Below are 22,932 nucleotides of genomic sequence, written 5' to 3' on the forward strand. Positions count from 1 at the left end.
TATTACTCCTTTGCGTTAAAATATTTGTAATAAATGACAATATAATTCCAAAATATAATATTATGTGTATATTATAGCATACTATTTTAAGTTTTAAAAGAAACTTTGATAATACCGAATCCACTTTTATATTTTATCCATAGAGTATAGTTATTATTTGCAGATATTAAAAATTAGAAATCATAATCTGGAAAATAAAACACGCTCTTAAAATATTTTAATAAATAATGGTAAATAATATACAATGATGTATAATATTTATTGATATGCAAATTAAATAAAAACTATTTATTATTAAAATATAACTAGTTTTTATTTAATTTATAAAAGAAAGGGGAATATATTATGACAAAAAATGAATTAGCAAGAATGATAGATCATACTGTTTTAAAGGCTGATACAAAAGAGGAAAAGATAGAGGAAATATGTAAGGAGGCACTTCAATATAACTTTGCGTCTGTGTGTATTAATCCGTGTAACATAGAATTTGCAGCTAAGCTTTTAAAGGGAAGTGAAGTGAAAGTTTGTACTGTAATAGGATTTCCATTAGGGGCAAATACTACAGCTACAAAAGCATTTGAAACTAAAGATGCAATAGAAAAAGGTGCTTCAGAAGTTGATATGGTTATAAATATAGGAAAACTTAAGGATAAGGATTATGATTATGTAAAGAAAGATATAGAGGCAGTGGTTAAAGAGGCAAAAGGAAAGGCTTTAACTAAAGTTATTATAGAAACATGTCTTTTAACTGATGAAGAAAAAATAATGGCATGTAAATTATCAAAGGAAGCAGGAGCAGACTTTGTGAAGACCTCCACAGGTTTTTCTACAGGAGGGGCAACGGTTTCAGATATAAAAATTATGAGAGAAGCTGTAGGAGAAAATTTAGGAGTTAAAGCATCAGGTGGAGTGAGAACCTATGAAGATTCTATAGCCATTATAAATGCAGGGGCAACAAGAATTGGTGCATCAGCTTCCATTGATATAATAAATAAGGCAAAATAATAAATACTAGTCTTAAATTAAAGCCGGTTAAAAGCTGGCTTTTTTCTTTTTTTTACTTATTTACATAAAATTTATTTCTAAAACTAAATTAGACGAATATTATTATAATAACGGGATAAAAGGGGGGAGAATAATGTTAAGAAAACTTACAGTGGAGGAAGTAAAATATAAATCTAGTTTTAAAAATATTGCTATGGGTATAGATAATAAATACTATCTTCCAGAGTATGATGAAGTATATACTCAAATAAAGACTGCCTTAGAGATAAATAAGGAAGGTTATAATGTTTATCTTATAGATGATTTTTCAAAGGATAAATTAGAAAATATAGTAAGCTTTGTGGAAAGTAACTTTAAAGAAGAACCTCCAAAGGATATATGCTACGTGGTTTATGAAGACACTAAGAATCCCAAGGTATTTTTTTTAAGTAATGGAAAAGGAAATGTATTTAGAAAGTATGTAGAAGATATTCAAAGAATTTATTTAGAAAATACATTTGATTTTTATAACACATCAGAGCATAAAGAAAAGGAAAAGCTAGTTGAAATAGTTGAGAAGAATAGAAGCGAACTTGTAAGTAAAATGGTAAAAATTGCAGAAGAAAATGGGTTTGATATAAAATTTAATCAAGGAGGATTTACCTTTGTTCCTATAAAAGATGATGGAAATCCTATGAGTGAAAAGGAATATGATGTGCTTGAGTCAATTGAAAAAGATGATATTTTAAATAAGGTTTCTGTATTAAAGAAAAAGGCTCAAGATATACTAGATGAGATGAAAGATAAAGAAGAAGAAGGAATTGAAAATATAAAAGAATTATTAGTTGAATACTATACTGAGTGTAGTAAGGAGATAAAAAAGTCTTATAAAAAGGAATTTAAAGGTGAAGAACAAGTACTTAGTTTCTTAGATAATATGTGTACTGAAATAGAGAAGCAGCTTGTGGATAACTATACAATGAGTTATGAGGAAGATGAAGAAGGCATAAGTGAAATAATATATAAATATACAGTAAATGTAATTGTTGATAATACAAATTATAAAAAACCTAGATGTATATATGAAGAAGATCCAAGTCTTTCAAATCTTTTAGGAAGCATAGAATACGAGAATAAAAATGGAACCTATGTAACAGATGTAAGTTTAATTAAAGCAGGGTCTATGTTAAAGGCAAATGGTGGATGCCTTATTATTAGAATAAATAACTTGCTTGCAAATCCATCATCCTATTATTATTTGAAAAAGTCTCTTATGAATGAAAAAGTTGATATGGATTATAACAGGGGATATTTAGAACTTCTTTCATTAAGCGGACTGCATCCAGAACCTATTAAAATAAAAGAAAAGGTTATATTAATTGGAGATTATCAAAGCTATGATGTGCTTTATAGCTACGATGAGGATTTCAAGAAGATATTTAAAATAAAGGCGGAATTTAATCCTTTAGTAAAAATAAATGACAATAATCATAGTGCACTAATTAGAATTATAAATAAGATAACAAAAGAAAATAATTTAATGCCTCTTGAGAAAGGCGCTGTGCTGGAAGTAGAAAAATATCTTTCAAGAGTTGCAGAAAGCAAAAGAAAGATGCTATTTAATGATTGGCAAATAGATAAGATTTTAATGCTTGCAAATAATAAGGTTGTAAATGAAGGCAGAAATAAAATAAAGGCTAAGGATATAGTAAGTATAGCTTATCAGGAAGAAAGTATAGAAAAGGAATTTCAGGAGTACTTTGAGGAAAAGAAAATATTTATAAATGTATGTGATAAGGCTGTTGGGCAAATAAATGGTCTTACAGTTCTAGACACAGGATACATTAGCTTTGGAAAGCCTGTAAAAATAACCTGCTGCTGCTATAAAGGAGATGGCAATATAATAGATGTTCAAAAGGATAGCGATTTGAGTGGAAAAATACACAGTAAAGCAATAAATATATTAAGGGGGTACATGAATACTTTAATGGGAGGATATAGAAAACTTCCAGTAGATTTTCATTTGACCTTCGAGCAAATATATGGAAAAGTTGATGGAGATAGCGCATCAGTTGCAGAAGTGGTTGTAATGTTATCCTCTTTAAGTAAAATAGGCATAAAAAACAATATAGCTGTAACAGGTTCTTTAAATCAGTTTGGAGAAGTACAGCCTATAGGAGGAGTAAATGAAAAAATAGAGGGATTCTTTAAGGTTTGCAAAAAGATAGATACAGTAAAAGGTAAAGGAGTTTTGATACCTGCAACTAATATAGATAATATAGTATTAAGTCCGGAAGTAGAGCAGGCCATAGCAAAGGGAAGTTTTTCAATATATACTATGGATACTATTGAAGATGCAGTAAACTTGCTTATGGGAGAAGATGGGATCGATTTTAAAGGAGTGCTAAAAGTCATGGAAAATGAAATGCTTAAATACACTTCAGTCCCTACTGCCACTCCTAAAAAGAAAAAATCACCTTCTAAGGCAAAAGTGAAAGAGGAAGTTGTTGAAAAAAATGACATAGAATAAATAAAACAAAAGACTTAAGGGGTAAAATATCTCTTAAGTTTTTTTATTTTAAATTATTTGCATTACTAACTTTGGTATATTATAATTTATAAGGAATTATACATAAAGTTAGGAAGGGAATGTGTACATATATGAAATTAGGAATTGTAGGTTTACCAAACGTAGGTAAAAGTACCTTGTTTAATGCTATAACTAATGCAGGAGCGGAAGCTGCAAACTATCCATTTTGCACTATTGAACCAAATGTGGGAGTTGTAACTGTCCCAGATAAGAGATTAAATGTATTGGAAGAAATATATAAATCCAAAAAGAAGGTATATGCAAGTGTAGAATTTTATGATATAGCAGGTCTTGTAAGGGGTGCAAGTAAAGGTGAAGGATTAGGAAATAAGTTCTTATCACATATAAGAGAAGTTGAAGCTATACTTCATGTGGTAAGATGTTTTGATGATCCTAACGTAGTTCATGTTGAAGGCAGTGTGGATCCTATAAGAGATATAGAAACTATAAGCTTAGAACTAGTATTTTCCGATATGGAAGTTTTAGATAGAAGAATGGAAAAGAATAATAAACTAGCAAGAAGCGGAGATAAGAAGGCAAAGTATGAACAAGAACTTATGGAGCAAATAAAAGTTCACTTAGAATCAGGAAAACCTGTAAGAACTATGGAACTAAATGATGAAGATGCAGAATTTGTGAGAGGATTATTCCTTTTAACATCTAAGCCAGTATTATATGCAGCAAATATATCCGAAGATGATTTAATGTCAGGGAATTTAGATAATGATTATGTAAAAAAGGTTAAGGAGTACGCAGCTACTGAGGACTCAGAAGTTGTTGTTATAAGTGGAAAAATAGAAGAAGAACTTTCTTCTTTAGATGAAGAAGAAAAGAAGGAAATGCTTGAAGAATATGGTATTGAAGAGCCAGGTCTTGATAAGCTTATCCATGCGGGTTATAAGCTTTTAGGACTTATGAGTTATTTAACTGCAGGACAGCAGGAAGTAAGAGCATGGACCATAAAAATAGGAACTAAAGCACCGGAAGCTGCGGGTAAAATTCACTCTGATATAGAAAAAGGATTTATTAGAGCAGAAGTAATAGCCTATGACAAGCTTGTGGAATGTGGTTCTGAAGCAGCTGCAAAAGAAAAGGGATATTATAGATTAGAAGGAAAAGAGTATGTTATGAAAGATGGCGATATAGTTCAATTTAGATTTAATGTTTAATCCAAATTATAGATTACTAATTGTTATCAGGAAACGTATAAATTTAGAGAAAAATTCTGCATTTAGCAGAATTTTTTTTGTTTATTTATAAAAAAATCTTGACCCTTACCTAACGTAATGGTTTACTATATACATATAGGGGGAATAATATGAAAAAAGAAAAGTTATTTACAGTAGGTGAATTTGCAAAAGCTGCCGGAATAACTATAAGAACTTTAAGATATTATGATAAAATAGGACTTTTAAAACCCTGTGAGTATAATAAGTCTGGATATAGACTTTATAATAAAAGGGATTTTGGTAAACTCCAAAATATACTTACATTAAAGTTTATAGGACTTTCGTTGGAAGATATAAAATATATCATAGAAAAGGATATAAGCGACGAAAATTTTAAAAAATCACTAGAAATTCAAAAAAGCATAATGGAACAAAAAATACATCATCTTAATCATGTAATAAGATCCATAGATGAAACGATTCAAATGGTAAATAAAAATGAAGGATTAGATTGGGATAAGTTTATAGATATAATAAGCATAATAAATATAGATAATAAATGGATGGAACAGTACTATAATGCTTCTAATTTAAGAGAAAGAATAAAAATTCATGAATTATATAGTACTAATAAAGAAGGTTGGATGGAGTGGTATTTTAAATTCTTAAATTTTAATAATAAGAAAAAGGTTCTTGAGTTAGGTTGCGGAGATGCAACTTTTTGGACAAAGAATTTAGATAAGATTCCAGAAGGCCTAGAAATAACATTAACAGATTTTTCTGAAGGAATGTTAATGGATGCTATGAAAAATCTAGAAAAAGCTAAAATGAAATTTAGCTTTAGAGTTGTAAATATAGAAGAAATACCTTTTGATGATAACTCTTTTGATATAATTATAGCAAATCATATGCTATACCATGCTGAAGAGTTAGATAAGGCATTAAGTGAAATAAAAAGAGTTTTGAAACCTGATGGGCTATTTTATGCGTCTACTGTAGGAAAAGGTCATATGAAAGAAATGAGAGAATTAGTTGGAAATATAGATGAAGAACTTTTGAATATAGAGTCGTTTAATTTAACTAAAAAATTTCAGCTGGAAAATGCAGAAGATATACTTAAAGATTATTTTAATCATATTACCTTGAAAAGATATGAGGATAGCTTAAAACTTACGGACATAGAAGCTCTCATAAACTATATACTTTCTATGCCAGGTACAATAGAAGAGAGCTTTGACTATAAGAAAATAAATGACTTAAAAGTTTTACTAAAAGATAAAATTACTGATAAAGGGTATATATATATAACAAAGGATACAGGTTTTTTTATGTGTGAAAAATAATTTTTTATAATATAAATATGATTTTAAGGAGAGTGTTTTAAATGACAAATAAAAAGATACCTTTTTCACCACCAGATGTAACTGGCGAAGAAATAGAAGAAGTGGTTAAAGCATTAGAATCTGGATGGATAACTTCAGGACCTAGAGTTATGGAGTTTGAAAAAGTTATGGCGAAATATACAAATACAAATAATGCTGTAGCAGTAGCTAGTGCAACTGCAGGAATGGAACTTATTTTAAAAGTTTATGATATAAAAGAAGGCGATGAAGTTATAACAACTCCATATACCTATACTTCCACAGCTAATGTAATACTTCATAGAGGAATAAAACCTACTTTTGTAGATGTAGAAAAGGAAAGCTTTCTTATAGATATAGAAGGGATTGAAAAGGCTATAACCCCTAAAACAAAGGCAATCATGACAGTAGATTTTGCAGGAGTTCCTGTAGATTATGATAAGATAAGAGAAGTGCTTAAGAGAAAAGGAAGAGAAGATATAATTTTAATTTCTGATTCTGCACATTCCTATGGAGCTTCTTACAAAGGAAAAAAGGTAGGAGGACAATTTGATTTTCATGTATTTTCTTTTCATGCAGTGAAGAATTTGACTACTGCAGAAGGCGGAGCAATAACATATAACGATAATAATTTTCATGGAAAAGAAGATTTGCTAAAGGTGCTTAAGTATACATCACTTAACGGCCAATCTAAAGATGCATTATCTAAAATGAAGGCTGGAGCATGGAAGTATGATATAATAACTGATGGACTTAAATGTAACATGACGGATATTCAAGCTGCATTAGGTCTAGTACAAATGAAACGATATGAAGAAATGCTTAATATAAGAAGAAGTATATTTGAAATATATACAAATGCATTAAAGGATAAACAGTGGGCTATAATACCATTTTCAAAAGATGATATAAAAGAAACTTCTTATCATTTATATCCGCTTAGAATAAAAGCATTTGAAGAAGATCAAAGAAATGCGGTTATTCAAGAGCTCGCAGAAAAGGATATTGCAACTAATGTTCATTTTATACCTTTACCAATGTTTACATTATTTAAAAATTTGGGATATAAAATAGAAGATTATCCAAATGCATATAATCAATATAAAAATGAAATAAGTCTTCCGGTATATTCTACTCTTTCATTAGAAGATGCTGAATATTTAATAATGGAACTTATAAAGGCAGTCGAAAAACAACTATAGAAATAAGACGACGATTTTTAATGCTCTGGGTCGTATAGAATTTTCATCTAGGAAGGCGTTCATTTCGCCGAGAATCGCTAATATTTATAAATTTAAAATCCCTAAGCCGTCTAAACTCGCCATCGCTCAAACAGTAGGCGGCTCTTAACGGTATTTTAAATTTATAAATAAAGCTATTCTAAGGCTCATTCAATGCCTTCTACGATAAAAATTCTATGCTTCCAGAGCATTAAAAAGTTATTCATGTGAACTGCTGAAGGAAGAAATTCAGCTAACTGAATTTCTAGGATGTTTTAGGAATTAGCACATAAAGATTTTTAGGGCGATAGCCTTTAAGTTTAGAAGAATTTATACAAAATAAATGAAAAATTTAATTTATAAGTTAAAGAAAAATAGTATTATAATAGATTCTTAATAAAAAAATAGGATGATTAGTATTTTGCGACCTATCGGTCTGCGGGCTTATCAGCCCTTTGATAAGTGGTAATTGAAAAGAAATTTCGGCAAAGCGAAATTTCTTCCTTCAGCAGTGTGCATGAAGACATTTTAATGCTGAATTTAGTATGGGATTTGCATTGTAGAAGGCTTTGAACAAGCAATTAGAAGCTCTTTATTTATGAATTTAAAACACCGTAAAGAACTTTTTACTGTCTGAGGGGCAGCGAGTTTAAAAAGTTTAGGTGATTTAAATTCATAGATATTAGAGCTTCTTTACGTAGTGAACGCTTTCTTAAATGCAAATCCCATACGATAGGTTCAACATTAAATATGTCATAATATCCTTTTAGTGTGTTTTTTAAACCCAGCTATATAAATGGTAGCTGGGTTTTATTTTTTGACTATTTTTAAATAAATTCTTATAAAAGATGACAAAATAAATATATTCTTAAATAAAAAAGGGAGTGATTATATGAACAGAAGAAAAGGGGAACACGAAGAAGCTATAGAGAGAGCTAAAAATATGGTGGAATCTAATATTGGAATAACTGAGATACTTTCAACTACAGATTTAAGTGAAGATGAAGTGAAAAAAGCAATGCAGAATACGGATAAAAAGCTTAATGATTAAGAGATAAATTTTTAAATTTGCTTTGAAGATTTCAAGAGCTAGGTTGTATAAAATAGTTCTTTGATATATCAGCCTAGCTTTTGAAAAGGTTATCTTAAGTATTAATGAATACTCTACTTTCCATTAGAGTGTTATAGTTACAATAAAAAGGATTTTAAAATGGACTGAAATGGCATACTTTAATATTTTTTAAATTTTTATTAAAAACTTCTTTTAAAGAAGGATTTTTTGGTTTATTATAGAATAATAAGAGAAGTGGTATAAAGTGGTTTAATGTGGAGTGAAATAGTTAATTGAGGTGTAAAAATGTTTATAGGGGAGTATATCCATGCTATAGATCCTAAAAATAGAATGATAGTCCCTGCAAAGTTTAGAGAAAATCTAAGGGAAAAGTTTATATTAACCAAGGGATTGGATGGATGTTTATATATTTACACACTAGAAGATTGGAAGGAACTAGAAATAAAGCTAAAAAAGCTCCCTTTAACTAGCAAAGATGCAAGAGCATTTGTAAGGTTTTTCTTTTCAGGTGCTAACGAAATAGATATGGACAAGCAAGGAAGAGCATTAATACCTCAGAACTTATTGGAATATGCCCATATAAAAAAGGAAATAGTAAGTATAGGAGTATCTAATAGAATAGAAATATGGAGTAAGGAAAGTTGGGAAGAATACAATGAATCTAATGTAGATTACGAAGCAATAGCGGAAAAAATGAGTGAACTAGGAATTTAAAATATAAAGGTGGTAACAGTATGGAATTTAAACATGTATCTGTATTATTAAATGAAACAATTGATAGTTTGAATATAAAGGAAGATGGAATATACGTAGATTGTACATTGGGTGGAGCAGGGCATTCCAGTGAGATACTTAAAAGACTTTCTGATAAAGGAAGACTTATAGGTATAGATCAAGATGAAGATGCTCTAAGTGCTGCAAAAGAAAAATTAAAGGACTATAAAAATGTAACTTATGTACACGATAATTTTTATAATATAGAAAATATTTTAGAAAACTTAGGTATAGACAAGGTAGATGGAATAATTGCAGATTTGGGAGTTTCTTCATATCAATTAGATGAAAAAGACAGAGGGTTCAGTTATATGAATGATGCTCCATTAGATATGAGAATGGATAGAAGAATAGGGTTTTCTGCGTACAATGTGGTTAATGAGTATTCTTTTGAAGAATTATATAAAGTTATAAGAGAATATGGAGAAGAAAATTTTGCGAAGAGAATAGCCCAATTTATTGTAGAACATAGGAGTGAGAAACCTATAGAAACTACAGGTGAGCTTACTGAGATAATAAAAAGGGCAATACCAGCTAAGTTTAGAAGAGAGGGGCCTCATCCATCAAAAAGAACTTTTCAAGCTATAAGAATAGAAGTGAATGGAGAACTTAGAATTTTAAATAAGGCAATAGAAGATGGAGTAAGTAAACTAAAAAGTGGAGGGAGAATGTCCATAATAACCTTTCACTCGTTAGAAGATAGAATAGTTAAAAATAAGTTTAGGGAATTAGAAAGTCCATGTGATTGTCCAAGGGACTTTCCTATATGTGTATGTGGAAAAGAATCTATGGTAAAGGTTATATCTAGGAAACCAATAGAACCATCAAAGGAAGAAGTGGAAGGGAATCCAAGAAGTAGAAGCGCTAAGCTAAGGGTTGCAGAAAAAAAATAAAGTTACTTGTTCTAATTAAAAAGGGGAGTGAATAAAGTGATAATAACGGAGAAGAAGGCATACGGCAGCTATATAAATGGTAATACGGTGCTAGCACCAGAACCTGAAATATCACAAAATGGGGGGCACAAAGAAAACAATAGTAAAAAGGGGATAAAAAAAGATAAAAAAGTTTCAAGTGGGAAATTAAAGGCACTTAGAAATATAGGGGTTACTTTTATAATTGGAGTTACACTTATAGGACGTTATAGTATGATATACGGAATGCAAAGGGAATTAAATGCCATCGGTCTAGAAATTAATACTATAAATAAGGAAAATGAAAATTTAAGAGTAGAACTGGTAAAGTTTAATAACTTGCAGTATATAGAGGATGTTGCTACTAATAAACTTAATATGGTAAGTCCTACAAAATCAAATATAATTTACTGCAATTTAAAAAACGAGATGGTTAAGGCTTCGGAAAAACAATTAGATACACAAAAGGATGAAGGATTGATAAAAAATTTTTTTAGCAAGTTATTTTAACGGAGGTATATGTTTTGGATAAAAAAGTATATAGGGATAGAGTTATAATTAAGAAAAGAATGTTTATTATACTGCTAGTCCTTATATTTTTATTTACCTGCCTTATAGGAAGGTTAAGTTTTATTATGATATATAAATCCCCAAAGTATGAAAAGATGGCAGTAGACCAATGGACCAGTGAAGTTCAGATTTCTGCTAAAAGGGGAAGAATATTGGATAGAAACGGGAATGAACTTGCAGTAAGTGCTAATGTGTATAGAGTAGATTTAGACTTAAATACATTGAGAAATACCATGGAAGATTTAAATTTGACTCCGGAAGATATAGGATCAAAGTTATCTCAAATACTTGAAATGAAAACAGATGAAATAGTAAAAATTATAAACAAAAAATTTCCAAGTGGCCTTCCTTATGGATCGGCTACATTGAAAAGAAGAATAGAGAAACCTATAGCGGATAAAGTTAGAGATTTAAAATTAAATGGTGTAATAGTTTCTGCAGATACAAAAAGATATTATCCTAATAATAATTTTTTAGCTCATGTATTAGGACACACTAATTCTGATGGAAATGGTTTGACTGGAGTAGAACTTAGTTACAATAAGATACTTTCAGGGGAGCCTGGGAAAAGAATAGCAGAAATGGATAGTACAAGATCTAGAGAACTACCATATGTTATTTCTGAATTTAGCAAACCTAAAGATGGGAAAGATGTAATTTTAACTATAGATGAAATGATACAGCATTTTGCTGAAAAGGCTGCTGACCAGGCTTTAAGCGATAATAAAGCTAAAGCTGTTACTATAATTGCAATGGATCCTAATAATGGTGAAATACTAGCAATGGTTAATAAGCCAGATTATGACCCTAATAATCCTTGGATAGAAGGTAAGAATTATGAAGAACTTCAAACCTCTTGGAGAAACAGAGCAGTAAATGATGCCTATGAACCAGGTTCAATTTTCAAAGTTATTACTGCTGCTGCAGCACTGGAAGAAAATGCAGTAAGCGATAGTGATAAATTTGTTTGTAATGGTTCTGTAACAATAGGTGGGAGAACTATTCATTGCTGGAAAACTTCTGGTCATGGAACACAAAACTTTACAGAGATACTTAAGAACTCTTGTAATGTTGGGTTTGCAGAAGTAGGTAAAAAAATAGGCAAAGAAAAGTTATATGAATATATTAAGAAATTTGGGTTGGGTGGAAAAACTGGTATAGACTTATCTGGAGAAGCAAGCGGCATAATTAAGAAACCTGAAAATATGGCAGAGATAGATTTAGCTACAATTTCTTTTGGACAGGCAAATACAATGTCTCCAATTCAGTATTTAACAGCTTTTAATGCAGTAGCTAATGGTGGAAAGCTTATTACACCACATGTACTTAAAAAGGTAGTTCACTCTGATGAAAAGACAGGGAAAGAAGTTGTAGATGAGGAATATAGTAATTTTAATGAAAGACAAATTTTAGATAGCAATAAGGCGGCCATTTTGAGAGGTTATTTAGAAAAGGTAGTATCTGAAGGTGGAGGAAAGAAAGCCTTTATTGAAGGATATCATATAGGTGGAAAAACAGGTACTGCACAAAAGGTTATAAATGGGGTATATGGTCAAGGTAAATATATATCTTCATTTGGAGGTATGGCACCAGCAGATAAACCTCAAATAACTTTATTTGTATCTATTGATGAACCAGATCCATCTAACTATTATGCTGGGCAAATTACAGCTCCAGTAGCGCAGCAAGTATTTAATGATATATTTAATTATTTAGCATTTAAAGCTGATGCCACCTCAGATGAAGTTGCAGAAAGCCTTAAAAAGGATGTAGTTATTCCTGAAATAAGAGGTATGAAAAAAGCGGATGCATTAAAGATATTAAAAGAGTATAATTTAGATTATCAAGTGGAACAAAATGGAGAGTATATCGCGGATATTAATCCAAAACCTGGATATACTGTGAAAGAAGGAAGTAAGATTCTTCTTTACACAGGAAATTCTTCAAATTATAATAATAAAGTGGTAGTAGTTCCAAGTATAACTGGATATAGTATTGAAAGAGCATCAGAACTTTTAAATAGCTTAGGACTTAAGGTTCAGTATGAAGGATATGGACTTATATATGATCAAAGCGTAGAGGAAGGTAAGGAAGTATCTAAAGGAACTACGGTTTTTGTAAGATTGGAAGAAGTAGGAGATTAATTACAGTGAACGGCTTGCCGTTCACTGTTATACTGTAAAGGGGTGTTTGAAATGCTTTTAAGAAAATTATTAAAAGGATTAGATTACGAATTACTAAATGGTGATGATAATTTAGAAATTAACAATATAAACTATGATTCAAGAAAAGTAACGAATGGAGATATGTTTGTTGCTATAAAAGGATATAGTACCGATGGGCATAAGTTTATACACAAGGCATATGAAAGTGGAGCAAAGGTAATCCTATGTGAAGATATACTTGATGACATGCCAAAGTGCACAATAATTAAGGTTTCAGATAGTAGAAAAGCGCTAGCAATTGCAGCATCAAACTTTTATGAGAATCCTAAAGATAAGCTTAAAATAATAGGAGTTACAGGTACCAATGGAAAAACCACTTCTACATTTATGATAAAATCAATACTTGAAACAGCAGGTTATAAAGTAGGTCTTTTAGGAACTATTGCTAATTACATTGGTAATAAAAAGTTGCATGCTGATAGAACTACCCCAGAATCGTTAGAAATGCATAGTTTGTTTAAAGATATGGTAAATGATGGTGTAGATTATTGTGTAATGGAGGTGTCATCACATTCTCTTTATCTGGATAGAGTTTATGGAATAGAGTTTCAGGAAGGTTTATTTACAAATCTAACTCAAGATCATTTAGATTTTCATGAGACTTTTGAGAATTATTACAAGGCTAAGTTCTTACTATTTAAAAATAGTAAAAATTCCATAATAAATATTGATGATATTTATGGTGAGAGAATATACAAGGAAGTTTTATCAAATAAAATAACTTATTCTTTAGACAAAAGTGCCAATGTAGCGGCTTCTGATATAGTTATGCATTCCCGTGGAGCAGAATTTGATATGAATTATAATAACAACAAAATTCATGTTGAAATTAATATACCGGGGAAATATAACATAATGAATGCTTTGGGTAGTGCTTCTGTGTGTATATGTGAAGGAATAGATATTGAAGTTATAAATAAGGGACTTGCAAATATGTCAGGGGTACCTGGTAGATGCGAGTTAGTTACTAAAGATTATGATTTAGGATATGATGTTATAATAGATTATGCACATACTCCAGATGGTCTTGAAAATATATTAAAGACAGCTAAAGAATTTACTTCAGGAAGACTTATAAGCGTATTTGGCTGTGGAGGAGATAGAGACAAAACTAAAAGGTCTATAATGGGTAAGCTAGGCACTGAGTTAAGCGATATAGCTGTAATTACTTCCGATAATCCAAGAAGTGAAGAACCAATAGCTATAATAAATGATGTAGTTTCAGGAATAGAAAAACATAATTATATAGTAGTAGAAAACAGACGTGATGCTATAAAAGAAGCTATGAAAACTGCAAAAAAAGGTGACGTAGTGGTTGTTGCAGGGAAAGGTCATGAAGATTATCAAATATTAAAGGATAAAACAATACACTTTGATGAAAGAGAAATAGTAAAGGAAATAATACAGGAATTGTACTAGAGGAAGGAGTTTTTCAAGTGGAATATATGAATTTTGATGAAATAGTAACTGCTGTAGGAGGGAAGGTAATAGTCAGAGGGAATGCCTTTGATTATGACAATATATCAACGGATACGAGAAAGATAGGGGAAAAGAGTATATTCATAGCTCTTAAGGGAGAAAACTTTAATGGAAACAATTATATAATTGAAGCAAGTAATAATGGAGCTTTGGTATGTATAGTTGATGAGCTGAATTTTAAAACGGAAGATTTAAAGGAGTATACTTCTATAATAAAGGTTGATGATACGAAAAAGGCTTTACTAGATTTAGCAGAATACTATAGAACGATGCTTAATATAAAAATTGTAGGAATCACAGGTTCCACTGGAAAAACTTCAACAAAGGATTTAACCCATGCAGCATTAAGTGGTAAGTTTAAGGTTTTTAAAACAGAAGGGAATTTTAACAATGAAATAGGACTTCCGCTTATGATGTTTAAATTAGATAATACCTATGATATAGCAGTACTCGAAATGGGAATGAATAATTTAGGTGAAATACACAATATGGCAAAGGCTGCTAAACCGGACATAGCTCTTATAACTAATGTTGGAATAACACATATAGAAAATTTGAAAACTAGAGAAAACATATTAAAGGCTAAATTAGAAATTACAAACTTTTTTAATAATGAAAATACACTAATATTGAATGCAGATAATGATTTTTTATCAGAAATTGAATTTAATAATTTTAATGTCATGAAAACAGGAATAGAAAATAAAAAAGATTTATATGCTTATAATATAATGTTAAATGAAAAAAGTATAAGTTTTACAGTTCGGGAAGATTCTACGGGAGAAGAAGAAGATTTCTATATTGAAGCACCAGGTAAGCATAATGTGCTTAATGCACTCCTAGCTATAGCATGTGCTAGAAAGTTAGGTATAGAATTTAAATTAATAAAGCAAGGCTTTAGTAATTTGAAGTTCACTTCTATGAGATTGGATATAATAAAAGAAGAAAGGTTTACCATAGTTAATGATTGTTATAATGCAAGTCCGGATTCTATGAAAGCGGCTATAGAAGTACTTATGAACATAAACGGGGATAGGAAAATGGTAGTACTTGGAAGTATGAAAGAACTAGGACATAAAGCATATGAAGCTCATAAGGAAGTGGGAATATTTTCAAAATTAATGGGAGTAAATACTTTAATAGCTGTAGGAGAATTCCAAGATGCTTATGAAGAAGGGTTTAAAGAAGATATAAGCAAAAGAGATATTGGGGAAGTTATAAAAGTGCAGGATACAGACCAAGCGGCAAAGGTTTTAAAAGAGTATTTAAAAAAAGATGATGTAGTACTTGTGAAAGCATCTAGAGCTATGCGTTTTGAAAAAATCGTAGAAGCTTTAAGAAGCAATTAATTCGAGGAGGTGAAGGGCTCTTAAGTAAGAGAGCCTGACTATTGATGAACAGCAAGATAATTTATTCTGTATTAGTAGCTTTTATATTTTCTGTTATAGGAGGACCAATACTTATACCAATTCTTCATAAACTAAAATTTGGCCAAAATATAAGAGAAGAAGGACCGAAAAGCCATCAAAAAAAAGCAGGAACACCAACTATGGGAGGGGTAATATTTATTGTAGCCTCTATTATATCTATGATGATACTGGTAAGAAAGCCAAGTGATGAGGCAATGTTTGCATTATATGCATTTATTGCATTTGGATGTATAGGATTTATAGATGATCTTCTTAAAATTATACATAAGAATAATTTAGGGCTTAGAGCTTATCAAAAGATGTTAATGCTCCTTTTGGTTTCTTTTGGATTCGGATTTTATGCAGCAAATAATCCTGAAATTGGAACCTCTATTATAATTCCTTTTGTAGGCAAAGCAGTTGATTTGGGAATGCTTTACATTCCGTTTATAATAATATATTTTGCAGCAACCACTAATGCTGTAAATTTGACAGATGGTTTAGATGGGCTTGCCACATCTGTTACTATACTTGTTATGACTTTTTTTGTTATAGTAAGTTTTAATATGGGAAATTATACTTTATCAATATTTTGTGCAGTAGTAGCAGGAGCTTTGCTTGGTTTTTTAAGATACAATGCTTTCCCCGCTCAAGTATTTATGGGTGATACTGGATCACTTGCATTGGGAGGAGCATTGGCTGCAGTGGCTATGATTTTAAAGCTTCCTTTATTGGTAATAATAGTAGGGGGAGTATATGTTATGGAAACATTATCTGTAATACTTCAGGTTGCTTCATTTAAGTTGACAGGTAAGAGAATATTTAAAATGAGCCCTCTTCATCATCACTTTGAGCTATGTGGATGGCATGAAACTAAAGTAGTATCAGCATTTTCTATTGCAACTGTGATACTTTGTATGATTGCATTTTTATCATTTTAAGGATTTATAAGTAATTTTTTAGGAGGTTATTATGAGAAGGCTCCAAAAGAAAAGATTCCAAAATAAAGGATTCTCAAATAAAATGGGAACAGTTGATTTTTTTCTTTTTTCAGTGATAATGTTACTCGTGGCTGTAGGAGTAATTATGGTTTTTAGTGCTAGTTCTTATTTTGCCTTTTATAAGTATAAAGACAGTATGTATTTTTTAAAGAGGCAAGGATTATGGGCAACACTTGGAGTAATATTTATGTTTATTGCCATGAGCTATGATTATCATGAAATAAAAAAACATACAAAAATAATTATGATTATTACTACACTTTTGCTCTTAGTAGTATTTGCGTTTCCAGAAAGAAATGGTGCAAGAAGATGGATACCGCTGGGACCAGCTACATTTCAGCCATCAGAAATAGCCAAGTATATGGTAGTTTTGTTTATAGCTAAAAGTATAGAAATGAAAGGAGAAAAGATAAAGACTTTTTTCCGTGGAGTAATACCTTATCTTTTAGTTGGGGGATTTTATGCTGCACTTGTATATTTAGAAAAAAACTTAAGTATAGCTACTGTTATAATGGGAGTAACTTTTATAATGCTTTTTGTGGCTGGTGCAAAGTTTTCTCATCTTTTAGCAGTAGTAGCACCAGTTGTATGTGCCGGAGCAGCAGCCATACTTTTAGTGCCTTTTAGAAGAGCTAGATTTTTTACCTACAGAAATCCTTGGATAGATCCTCAGAGAACAGGTTATCAATTAATACAGTCTTTCTTAGCATTAGGTTCTGGAGGAATTTGGGGAGTAGGGCTAGGGCAATCAAGGCAAAAGTGTTATTATATTCCTGAGCCACATAATGATTTTATATTTGCAGTTATAGGGGAAGAATTAGGGCTTATAGGGTGTGCGTTTATAGTACTGTTATTTTCTATATTTATATGGAGAGGAATAGTAACTGCTGTTAAAGCAAAAGACACCTTTGGTACAATGCTTGCTACAGGTATAACTGCAGTTATAGCAATACAGGCAATTATAAATATTGCAGTTGTTACTGGTTCTATTCCTGTAACTGGAGTTCCACTACCATTTATAAGCTATGGAGGCTCATCTTTAGTATTGAATCTCACAGCTATGGGAGTACTTTTAAATGTATCAAGACAAAAAAGTAACTGTTAAAAAGTTTGGATTATAGCATTGCAAGCATTTGCAATGCTATAATTTTGTATTAAGAAAAATTTAATAAAAATTTTAATGAAATTAATCATAGCAAGTGTTATTATTAATATATGAACAAATGGTTAGGGTGGAGAATTGAAATGATAGAAGTTACAAACATAAATAATAAAAACAAAGAAGTAGAGGATGATACTAACGAAAAAAATGAATTTATAATAAAGAGAAGAAGAAAAAAATTTATGAAAAAATTAGTGCTGTCATTATTATTTTTAATTGGAGTTTTAATGACTTTACTTCTTAAGCATCCGTATTTTAATATAAAGGATATAAATGTAAAAAATAATAAGAATATATCTATAAGTAATGTTATAGAAACTTCTAAGATTAGCAAAGGGAATAATATTTTTTATATAGATTTAGATAGTGCTAAAAAGAACTTATTAAAGAATCCATATATATTAGAAGCTCAGATAAAAAGAAAACTACCAAGTACTTTAGTTGTAACTATAAAGGAAAGGGAAGCAGTATTTTACGGAAATAAAGGAAATAAATATTTTGTATTAGATAGAAATGGTGCTGTACTAGAAGAAAGACAAGATATAAATAATATGAAACTAGTAAAACTACAAGGGTTTGATGAAAGTAAAAGTAAATTGGGCCAGCCGATTGTAGTGGATGATGAAAGAAAGATAGAAACTGCCAGAGAATTGTCTGCTCTTTTAGGAAGTAAAAAGGATAACTATGGAATCTCAATAGTAGATATAGGTGATATAACAAATATAAAAGTATATTATAATAATATTTGCATTAAACTTGGGAATAATCAAAACTTAGATGTGAAGCTTAATAAGGCATTTAATATAGTTTTTCAAAAGGAAGAATTAAAGGGGAAAAAGGGATATATAGATGTGAGTTTTGAAGGCAATCCTGTAGTTTTTATAGAGTAAGTGGGAGGAATTTTTTATGCGTAAATGGACTTCGCAAATAAGTTTAGCTTTAGTGTGTGCAGTGCTTGGATTTACTTTAGCATATCAATTTAAAGCTATTTTAAAAAGAGAAAAATTATTAAATGTAAATCAGTATACAGCCAATAATGTTAATACGGAAATTGAACAATATAAAAAGGATAAAGAAGGATTAAATAAAAAAATAGAAGAACTTCAAACTAAATTAAATGATTATGAATCAACAGCAGCAGGAAACGATGATACTACTAAAAAACTCTTAGTAGATTTGGAAGAAACTAGACTTTTAACAGGTACGACAGATGTTAAAGGGGAAGGTATAGTGATACAACTGATACCTAATCAAGATATTTTTGGAAATAACGGAGGAATGACTATAACAGATAGGCATTTAGTTTATTTAGTAAATGAATTAAGATTTGCTGGAGCAGAAGCTATTTCCATAAATGATATAAGACTTACATTAAAGTCTGGTATAAGAATTTCTGGAAGTACTATTATAATAAATGGTGAGGATAGAGTATCACCCTCACAAAAGATAACAATAAAAGCTATAGGAGATAAAAAGAATTTAGAGGCTGCTTTGAATTTTCCAGAAACATTATCAGATTTTAAAGGTATTTCTGAGGTTAAATATGAAGTATCTGATGATATAAAGGTTCAAAAATATAATAAAACATATAAATTTAACTATGCAAAACCTGTAGAAAAAGAAAATAAAAAATAGAGGTGACTTGAATGATTGCGTTTTTGGGACTAATAATAGGTATGATATTAGGACTTGTACTTAATATAAATATTTCAGATAAGTTTTCTCCATATTTATCTATTGCAATACTAGCCGCTTTAGACTCTGTATTTGGAGCTATAAGAGCTAATCTTTCTAAAAACTTTCAAGCTGATATATTTATTTCAGGCTTCTTTGGAAATGCTATTATTGCAGCAGCCCTTACATATATTGGAGATAAGCTGGGTGTTCCAATATATATAGCTGCTGTAGTAGTATTTGGAGGAAGAATATTTGATAGCTTTGCAATGATAAGAAGAATTCTTATTGAAAAGATAAAATCTCGTCAATGAGGTGAACTAAATGAAAAAAAATGAGGCTAATATATTTTTATTTATAGCTTCTATTATTATAGGAGTACTGATAGCTACAAATATTAGTTTTTCAAGACAAAGTCAAATAATGTTAAGCAGTAGGGAATACCAGGATAACTATGCTCATAAAAATCAACTTATAAATGATATAAGTAACTTAAATAGACAGTATGAAGAATATTCTAATAAGCTTCGTAAATATGAGGAAAGTATACAAGATAGAAATAAGATAAAAAATGAAATAATAAAGGAAATAGACTACAATAATAATATACTTGGTGGAACTGAAGTGCATGGACAAGGAATATTAATTACACTAAATGATGCAAGCACAGAATTTGTAGAGGACCCTTTTGAATATCAATTAAAATTGATACATAATACTGATATGGTGCAGGTAATAAATGATTTGTTGAATTCTGGTGCAGAAGCTATTTCAGTAAATGGGAATAGACTTATAGGGAATTCAAGTATATACTGCAATGGTCCTTTTTTAAGAGTCAATGGCATACAAATAAGTGCTCCCTTTTATATAAAAGCTATAGGAAATAAAGAAACATTAAAAGCATATATGCTTGGAGATGAAAACTACTTAAAGGCATTGATGTTTAGAGACATACAAGTAGATATAGAAGATTCACAAGATATTATAATACCAGCTTTTAGCGGAAATTTTAAAAATAAATTTATAAAATCTTTTAAGTAAATAGATAAATATGAAGGAATTTTGGATTTTATGAAGAATAATTAAGATTAAAAGGGGATGATAATATGTCTATTGCTGAAAATGTAATAAATATTAATCCTACTATTCCAAGTGGAGTTAAGCTTATAGCTGTATCAAAAACAAAGCCATTGGAAGATATGGATGAGGTATATCAATGCGGAATAAGAGATTTTGGAGAAAATAAGGTTCAGGAATTAATGTATAAGATAGAGCATTTTAATAAAGAAGATGTAACATGGCATTTAATAGGACATTTACAGCGAAATAAAGTTAAATACATTGTAGGCAAAGTTAATCTTATACATTCCTTAGATAGCATAAAGTTGTTAGAAGAAATAGAAAAACAATATGCTAAGACAGGATTAATAGCTCATGTTCTTATAGAAATAAATATAGGAAAAGAACAAAATAAGTCTGGAATAATGAAAGAAGACTTAGAAGAACTATTAAATGTTATAGAAAATTGTAATTACGTAAATGTAGAAGGACTTATGACTGTAATACCTATAGGTGATGAAAATTCTTGTAGAATATACTTTAAAGAGGTTAAAAATATATTCGATAACTTAAGTAAGAGAAGTTTTAAAAATATTAAAATGAAATACCTTTCAATGGGTATGACTGGAGATTATAAGATAGCCATAGAAGAAGGCTCTAATATGGTGAGAATAGGTCAAGGGATATTTGGTAAAAGAGATTACACAATTATTAATGCTTAATAAAGGAGGAAATTTACATGGCAGGAAAAGTACTAAATAAGATGATGAGTCTTATAGGGCTGGAAGATGAAATAGAAGAATTAGAAGAAGATACAGATGAAATGGAAGATGGAATATCTGGAAATGATAATGGAAGGGAAGAATATGAACCTATAATTTCATCTAATTCAAAAAAACCAAATAAAATAGTAAGTATACATACTTCTGTAAATCCAAAGGTTTTAATAGTTAAGCCTTCTACCTATGATGAAGTAGTAGATATATGTGACCACTTGAAAAATAGAAAGATAGTAGTGGTGAATTCTACAGGATTAGAACCTAAAGTAGGGCAAAGGTTACTAGACTTCATGAGTGGAGCAACTTATGCATTAGGTGGGAATTTAGAAGAAGTAGGATGTAAAATATATATAGTATCCCCTTCTAATGTAGAGGTAGATAGTGAACTTAAAGACGAATTGTCAAATAAGGGGATTTTTAGCTGGAATAAATAAAGCTGGAGGTTTATATGAACGTTATTTTATACAAAATTTTTAGTCTTTTATTTGTTGTAATGGAGTATGCAATATTTGCAGAAATAATACTTTCATTTGTTATGAGGGGAGTAGAAAATAAATTTACTTATTTTCTGCACTCTATCACAGAACCATTACTTGCTCCAGGAAGAAAAATTCAGGAAAAAATTATGCCAGGGTTTATGATCGACTTCTCTCCTATTCTTGCCCTTTTTATTATATCCATATTAAGACAAATTGTAAGGAATATTCTTTTTTGATGATATGATAGATAAAAAAGCATTTTTAAATGCATTGTCCTTTGAAGACAAGAATAGAGTTTCAAAGTTATATGAGAAAATATGTTTTTGCTTAAAAACAGGAAGAGAAGTGTACACAGAGGAATTTTATCCTCCAAACATTTGGAGGTATCTGGAAAAGGCTAAAGGGGCCTTGGGGCTAAATGTAAGTTCCTTTGGGATATTTGATGAGGCGGAAAGAAAAGTAATAGCTTTTTCGCAAGAAGAAATATGGCAATTTCCAATAAGTTTAATTAAGATACAAAATAAATCTGAATTTACTAAGTTAACTCATAGAGATTATTTAGGAAGTATCTTGTCATTAGGTATAAAGAGGGAAAAATTTGGAGATTTAATATGTGAAGATTCCTCAGCATATGTGGCAGTATATGAAGAGCTGGCTGATTATATAATATATAACTTAAAATCTGTAGGAAATAGTCCATGTATTGTGGAGATAGTTGATATATATACTGAAGATTTGCCACAACATAAATTTCAAGAGGAAAATATAATATCAACTTCATTTAGATTAGACTCTATTGTAAGTTCTATAACAGGGCTTTCCCGAAGTAAAGCTTTAGATATTATAAAAGAAGGCAAGGTTATAAAGGACTATAGAGTAGAAACTGAAAAAGATGAAATAGTTCAGGAAAATGCAATACTTACTATAAGAGGTTATGGTAAGTATAAAATAGTATCTCAAGTGGGTATTACAGGCAGCGGCAGATTTAAAATATTACTAAAGAAATTTATCTAA

General features: G+C 30.2%; 22 protein-coding genes. All 22 read left to right on the forward strand.

Going from position 1 to position 22,932, the window contains the following annotated elements; genetic code table 11:
* Positions 1-345 precede the first annotated feature (345 nt).
* The 22 genes from deoC to BSD9I1_RS08475 all read left to right on the forward strand — a co-directional run bounded on the left by deoC (position 346) and on the right by BSD9I1_RS08475 (position 22,932).
* Positions 346-1,005, forward strand: a complete 660-nt coding sequence (gene deoC / locus BSD9I1_RS08370) for a deoxyribose-phosphate aldolase (protein WP_186429964.1) — start codon at positions 346-348, stop codon at positions 1,003-1,005.
* A gap of 133 nt (positions 1,006-1,138) precedes the next feature.
* Entirely contained in the window at positions 1,139-3,514 is a 2,376-nt protein-coding gene (locus BSD9I1_RS08375) for an AAA family ATPase (RefSeq protein WP_186429965.1), read from the forward strand.
* Between the two features lie 131 nt (positions 3,515-3,645).
* Complete coding sequence (gene ychF / locus BSD9I1_RS08380) at positions 3,646-4,743, forward strand: redox-regulated ATPase YchF (protein ID WP_186429966.1); 1,098 nt, start codon at positions 3,646-3,648, stop codon at positions 4,741-4,743.
* A 149-nt stretch (positions 4,744-4,892) separates the two neighbouring features.
* Positions 4,893-6,086, forward strand: coding sequence for a methyltransferase domain-containing protein (locus BSD9I1_RS08385; protein ID WP_186429967.1), 1,194 nt, complete (start codon positions 4,893-4,895; stop codon positions 6,084-6,086).
* Positions 6,087-6,127: 41 nt separating this feature from the next.
* The gene (locus BSD9I1_RS08390; RefSeq protein WP_186429968.1) at positions 6,128-7,306 is read left to right on the forward strand and encodes a DegT/DnrJ/EryC1/StrS aminotransferase family protein; all 1,179 of its coding nucleotides are present in this window, start codon (positions 6,128-6,130) and stop codon (positions 7,304-7,306) included.
* Between the two features lie 910 nt (positions 7,307-8,216).
* The gene (locus BSD9I1_RS08395; RefSeq protein WP_186429969.1) at positions 8,217-8,375 is read left to right on the forward strand and encodes a hypothetical protein; all 159 of its coding nucleotides are present in this window, start codon (positions 8,217-8,219) and stop codon (positions 8,373-8,375) included.
* Positions 8,376-8,681: 306 nt separating this feature from the next.
* Positions 8,682-9,110 (forward strand): division/cell wall cluster transcriptional repressor MraZ, encoded by a 429-nt coding sequence (gene mraZ, locus BSD9I1_RS08400; RefSeq protein ID WP_186429970.1) that lies wholly within the window; start codon positions 8,682-8,684, stop codon positions 9,108-9,110.
* Between the two features lie 20 nt (positions 9,111-9,130).
* Entirely contained in the window at positions 9,131-10,063 is a 933-nt protein-coding gene (gene rsmH, locus BSD9I1_RS08405; protein WP_186429971.1) for a 16S rRNA (cytosine(1402)-N(4))-methyltransferase RsmH, read from the forward strand.
* A gap of 36 nt (positions 10,064-10,099) precedes the next feature.
* Positions 10,100-10,591 carry a septum formation initiator family protein gene (locus tag BSD9I1_RS08410; protein WP_186429972.1) on the forward strand — a complete coding sequence of 164 codons (492 nt, stop codon included), beginning with the start codon at positions 10,100-10,102 and terminating at the stop codon, positions 10,589-10,591.
* A gap of 14 nt (positions 10,592-10,605) precedes the next feature.
* Positions 10,606-12,795: a stage V sporulation protein D gene (locus BSD9I1_RS08415; RefSeq protein WP_373419349.1), complete on the forward strand. Its 2,190-nt coding sequence runs from the start codon at positions 10,606-10,608 to the stop codon at positions 12,793-12,795.
* A gap of 51 nt (positions 12,796-12,846) precedes the next feature.
* Positions 12,847-14,295, forward strand: coding sequence for a UDP-N-acetylmuramoyl-L-alanyl-D-glutamate--2,6-diaminopimelate ligase (locus BSD9I1_RS08420; protein ID WP_186429973.1), 1,449 nt, complete (start codon positions 12,847-12,849; stop codon positions 14,293-14,295).
* 17 nt (positions 14,296-14,312) lie between these two features.
* Positions 14,313-15,704 (forward strand): UDP-N-acetylmuramoyl-tripeptide--D-alanyl-D-alanine ligase, encoded by a 1,392-nt coding sequence (gene murF / locus BSD9I1_RS08425; RefSeq protein WP_186429974.1) that lies wholly within the window; start codon positions 14,313-14,315, stop codon positions 15,702-15,704.
* A 44-nt stretch (positions 15,705-15,748) separates the two neighbouring features.
* A complete protein-coding gene (mraY, locus tag BSD9I1_RS08430) occupies positions 15,749-16,705 on the forward strand; it encodes a phospho-N-acetylmuramoyl-pentapeptide-transferase (protein ID WP_035310928.1) in 957 nt (318 codons plus the stop codon).
* Between the two features lie 31 nt (positions 16,706-16,736).
* Positions 16,737-17,870 carry a stage V sporulation protein E gene (spoVE, locus tag BSD9I1_RS08435; RefSeq protein WP_186429975.1) on the forward strand — a complete coding sequence of 378 codons (1,134 nt, stop codon included), beginning with the start codon at positions 16,737-16,739 and terminating at the stop codon, positions 17,868-17,870.
* 140 nt (positions 17,871-18,010) lie between these two features.
* Positions 18,011-18,817, forward strand: coding sequence for a cell division protein FtsQ/DivIB (locus BSD9I1_RS08440; protein WP_186429976.1), 807 nt, complete (start codon positions 18,011-18,013; stop codon positions 18,815-18,817).
* Between the two features lie 16 nt (positions 18,818-18,833).
* Complete coding sequence (locus BSD9I1_RS08445) at positions 18,834-19,562, forward strand: DUF881 domain-containing protein (RefSeq protein WP_186429977.1); 729 nt, start codon at positions 18,834-18,836, stop codon at positions 19,560-19,562.
* Between the two features lie 11 nt (positions 19,563-19,573).
* A complete protein-coding gene (locus tag BSD9I1_RS08450) occupies positions 19,574-19,915 on the forward strand; it encodes a small basic family protein (RefSeq protein WP_186429978.1) in 342 nt (113 codons plus the stop codon).
* Between the two features lie 10 nt (positions 19,916-19,925).
* Complete coding sequence (locus BSD9I1_RS08455; protein WP_186429979.1) at positions 19,926-20,642, forward strand: DUF881 domain-containing protein; 717 nt, start codon at positions 19,926-19,928, stop codon at positions 20,640-20,642.
* A 65-nt stretch (positions 20,643-20,707) separates the two neighbouring features.
* The gene (locus BSD9I1_RS08460; RefSeq protein ID WP_186429980.1) at positions 20,708-21,382 is read left to right on the forward strand and encodes a YggS family pyridoxal phosphate-dependent enzyme; all 675 of its coding nucleotides are present in this window, start codon (positions 20,708-20,710) and stop codon (positions 21,380-21,382) included.
* 17 nt (positions 21,383-21,399) lie between these two features.
* Complete coding sequence (locus tag BSD9I1_RS08465; RefSeq protein WP_186429981.1) at positions 21,400-21,873, forward strand: cell division protein SepF; 474 nt, start codon at positions 21,400-21,402, stop codon at positions 21,871-21,873.
* A 14-nt stretch (positions 21,874-21,887) separates the two neighbouring features.
* The gene (locus BSD9I1_RS08470; RefSeq protein WP_186429982.1) at positions 21,888-22,154 is read left to right on the forward strand and encodes a YggT family protein; all 267 of its coding nucleotides are present in this window, start codon (positions 21,888-21,890) and stop codon (positions 22,152-22,154) included.
* Positions 22,155-22,158: 4 nt separating this feature from the next.
* Positions 22,159-22,932, forward strand: coding sequence for an RNA-binding protein (locus tag BSD9I1_RS08475; protein ID WP_186429983.1), 774 nt, complete (start codon positions 22,159-22,161; stop codon positions 22,930-22,932).

This window comes from Clostridium sp. BSD9I1, from assembly GCF_900185645.1.
GTDB lineage: Bacteria > Bacillota > Clostridia > Clostridiales > Clostridiaceae > Clostridium_AK.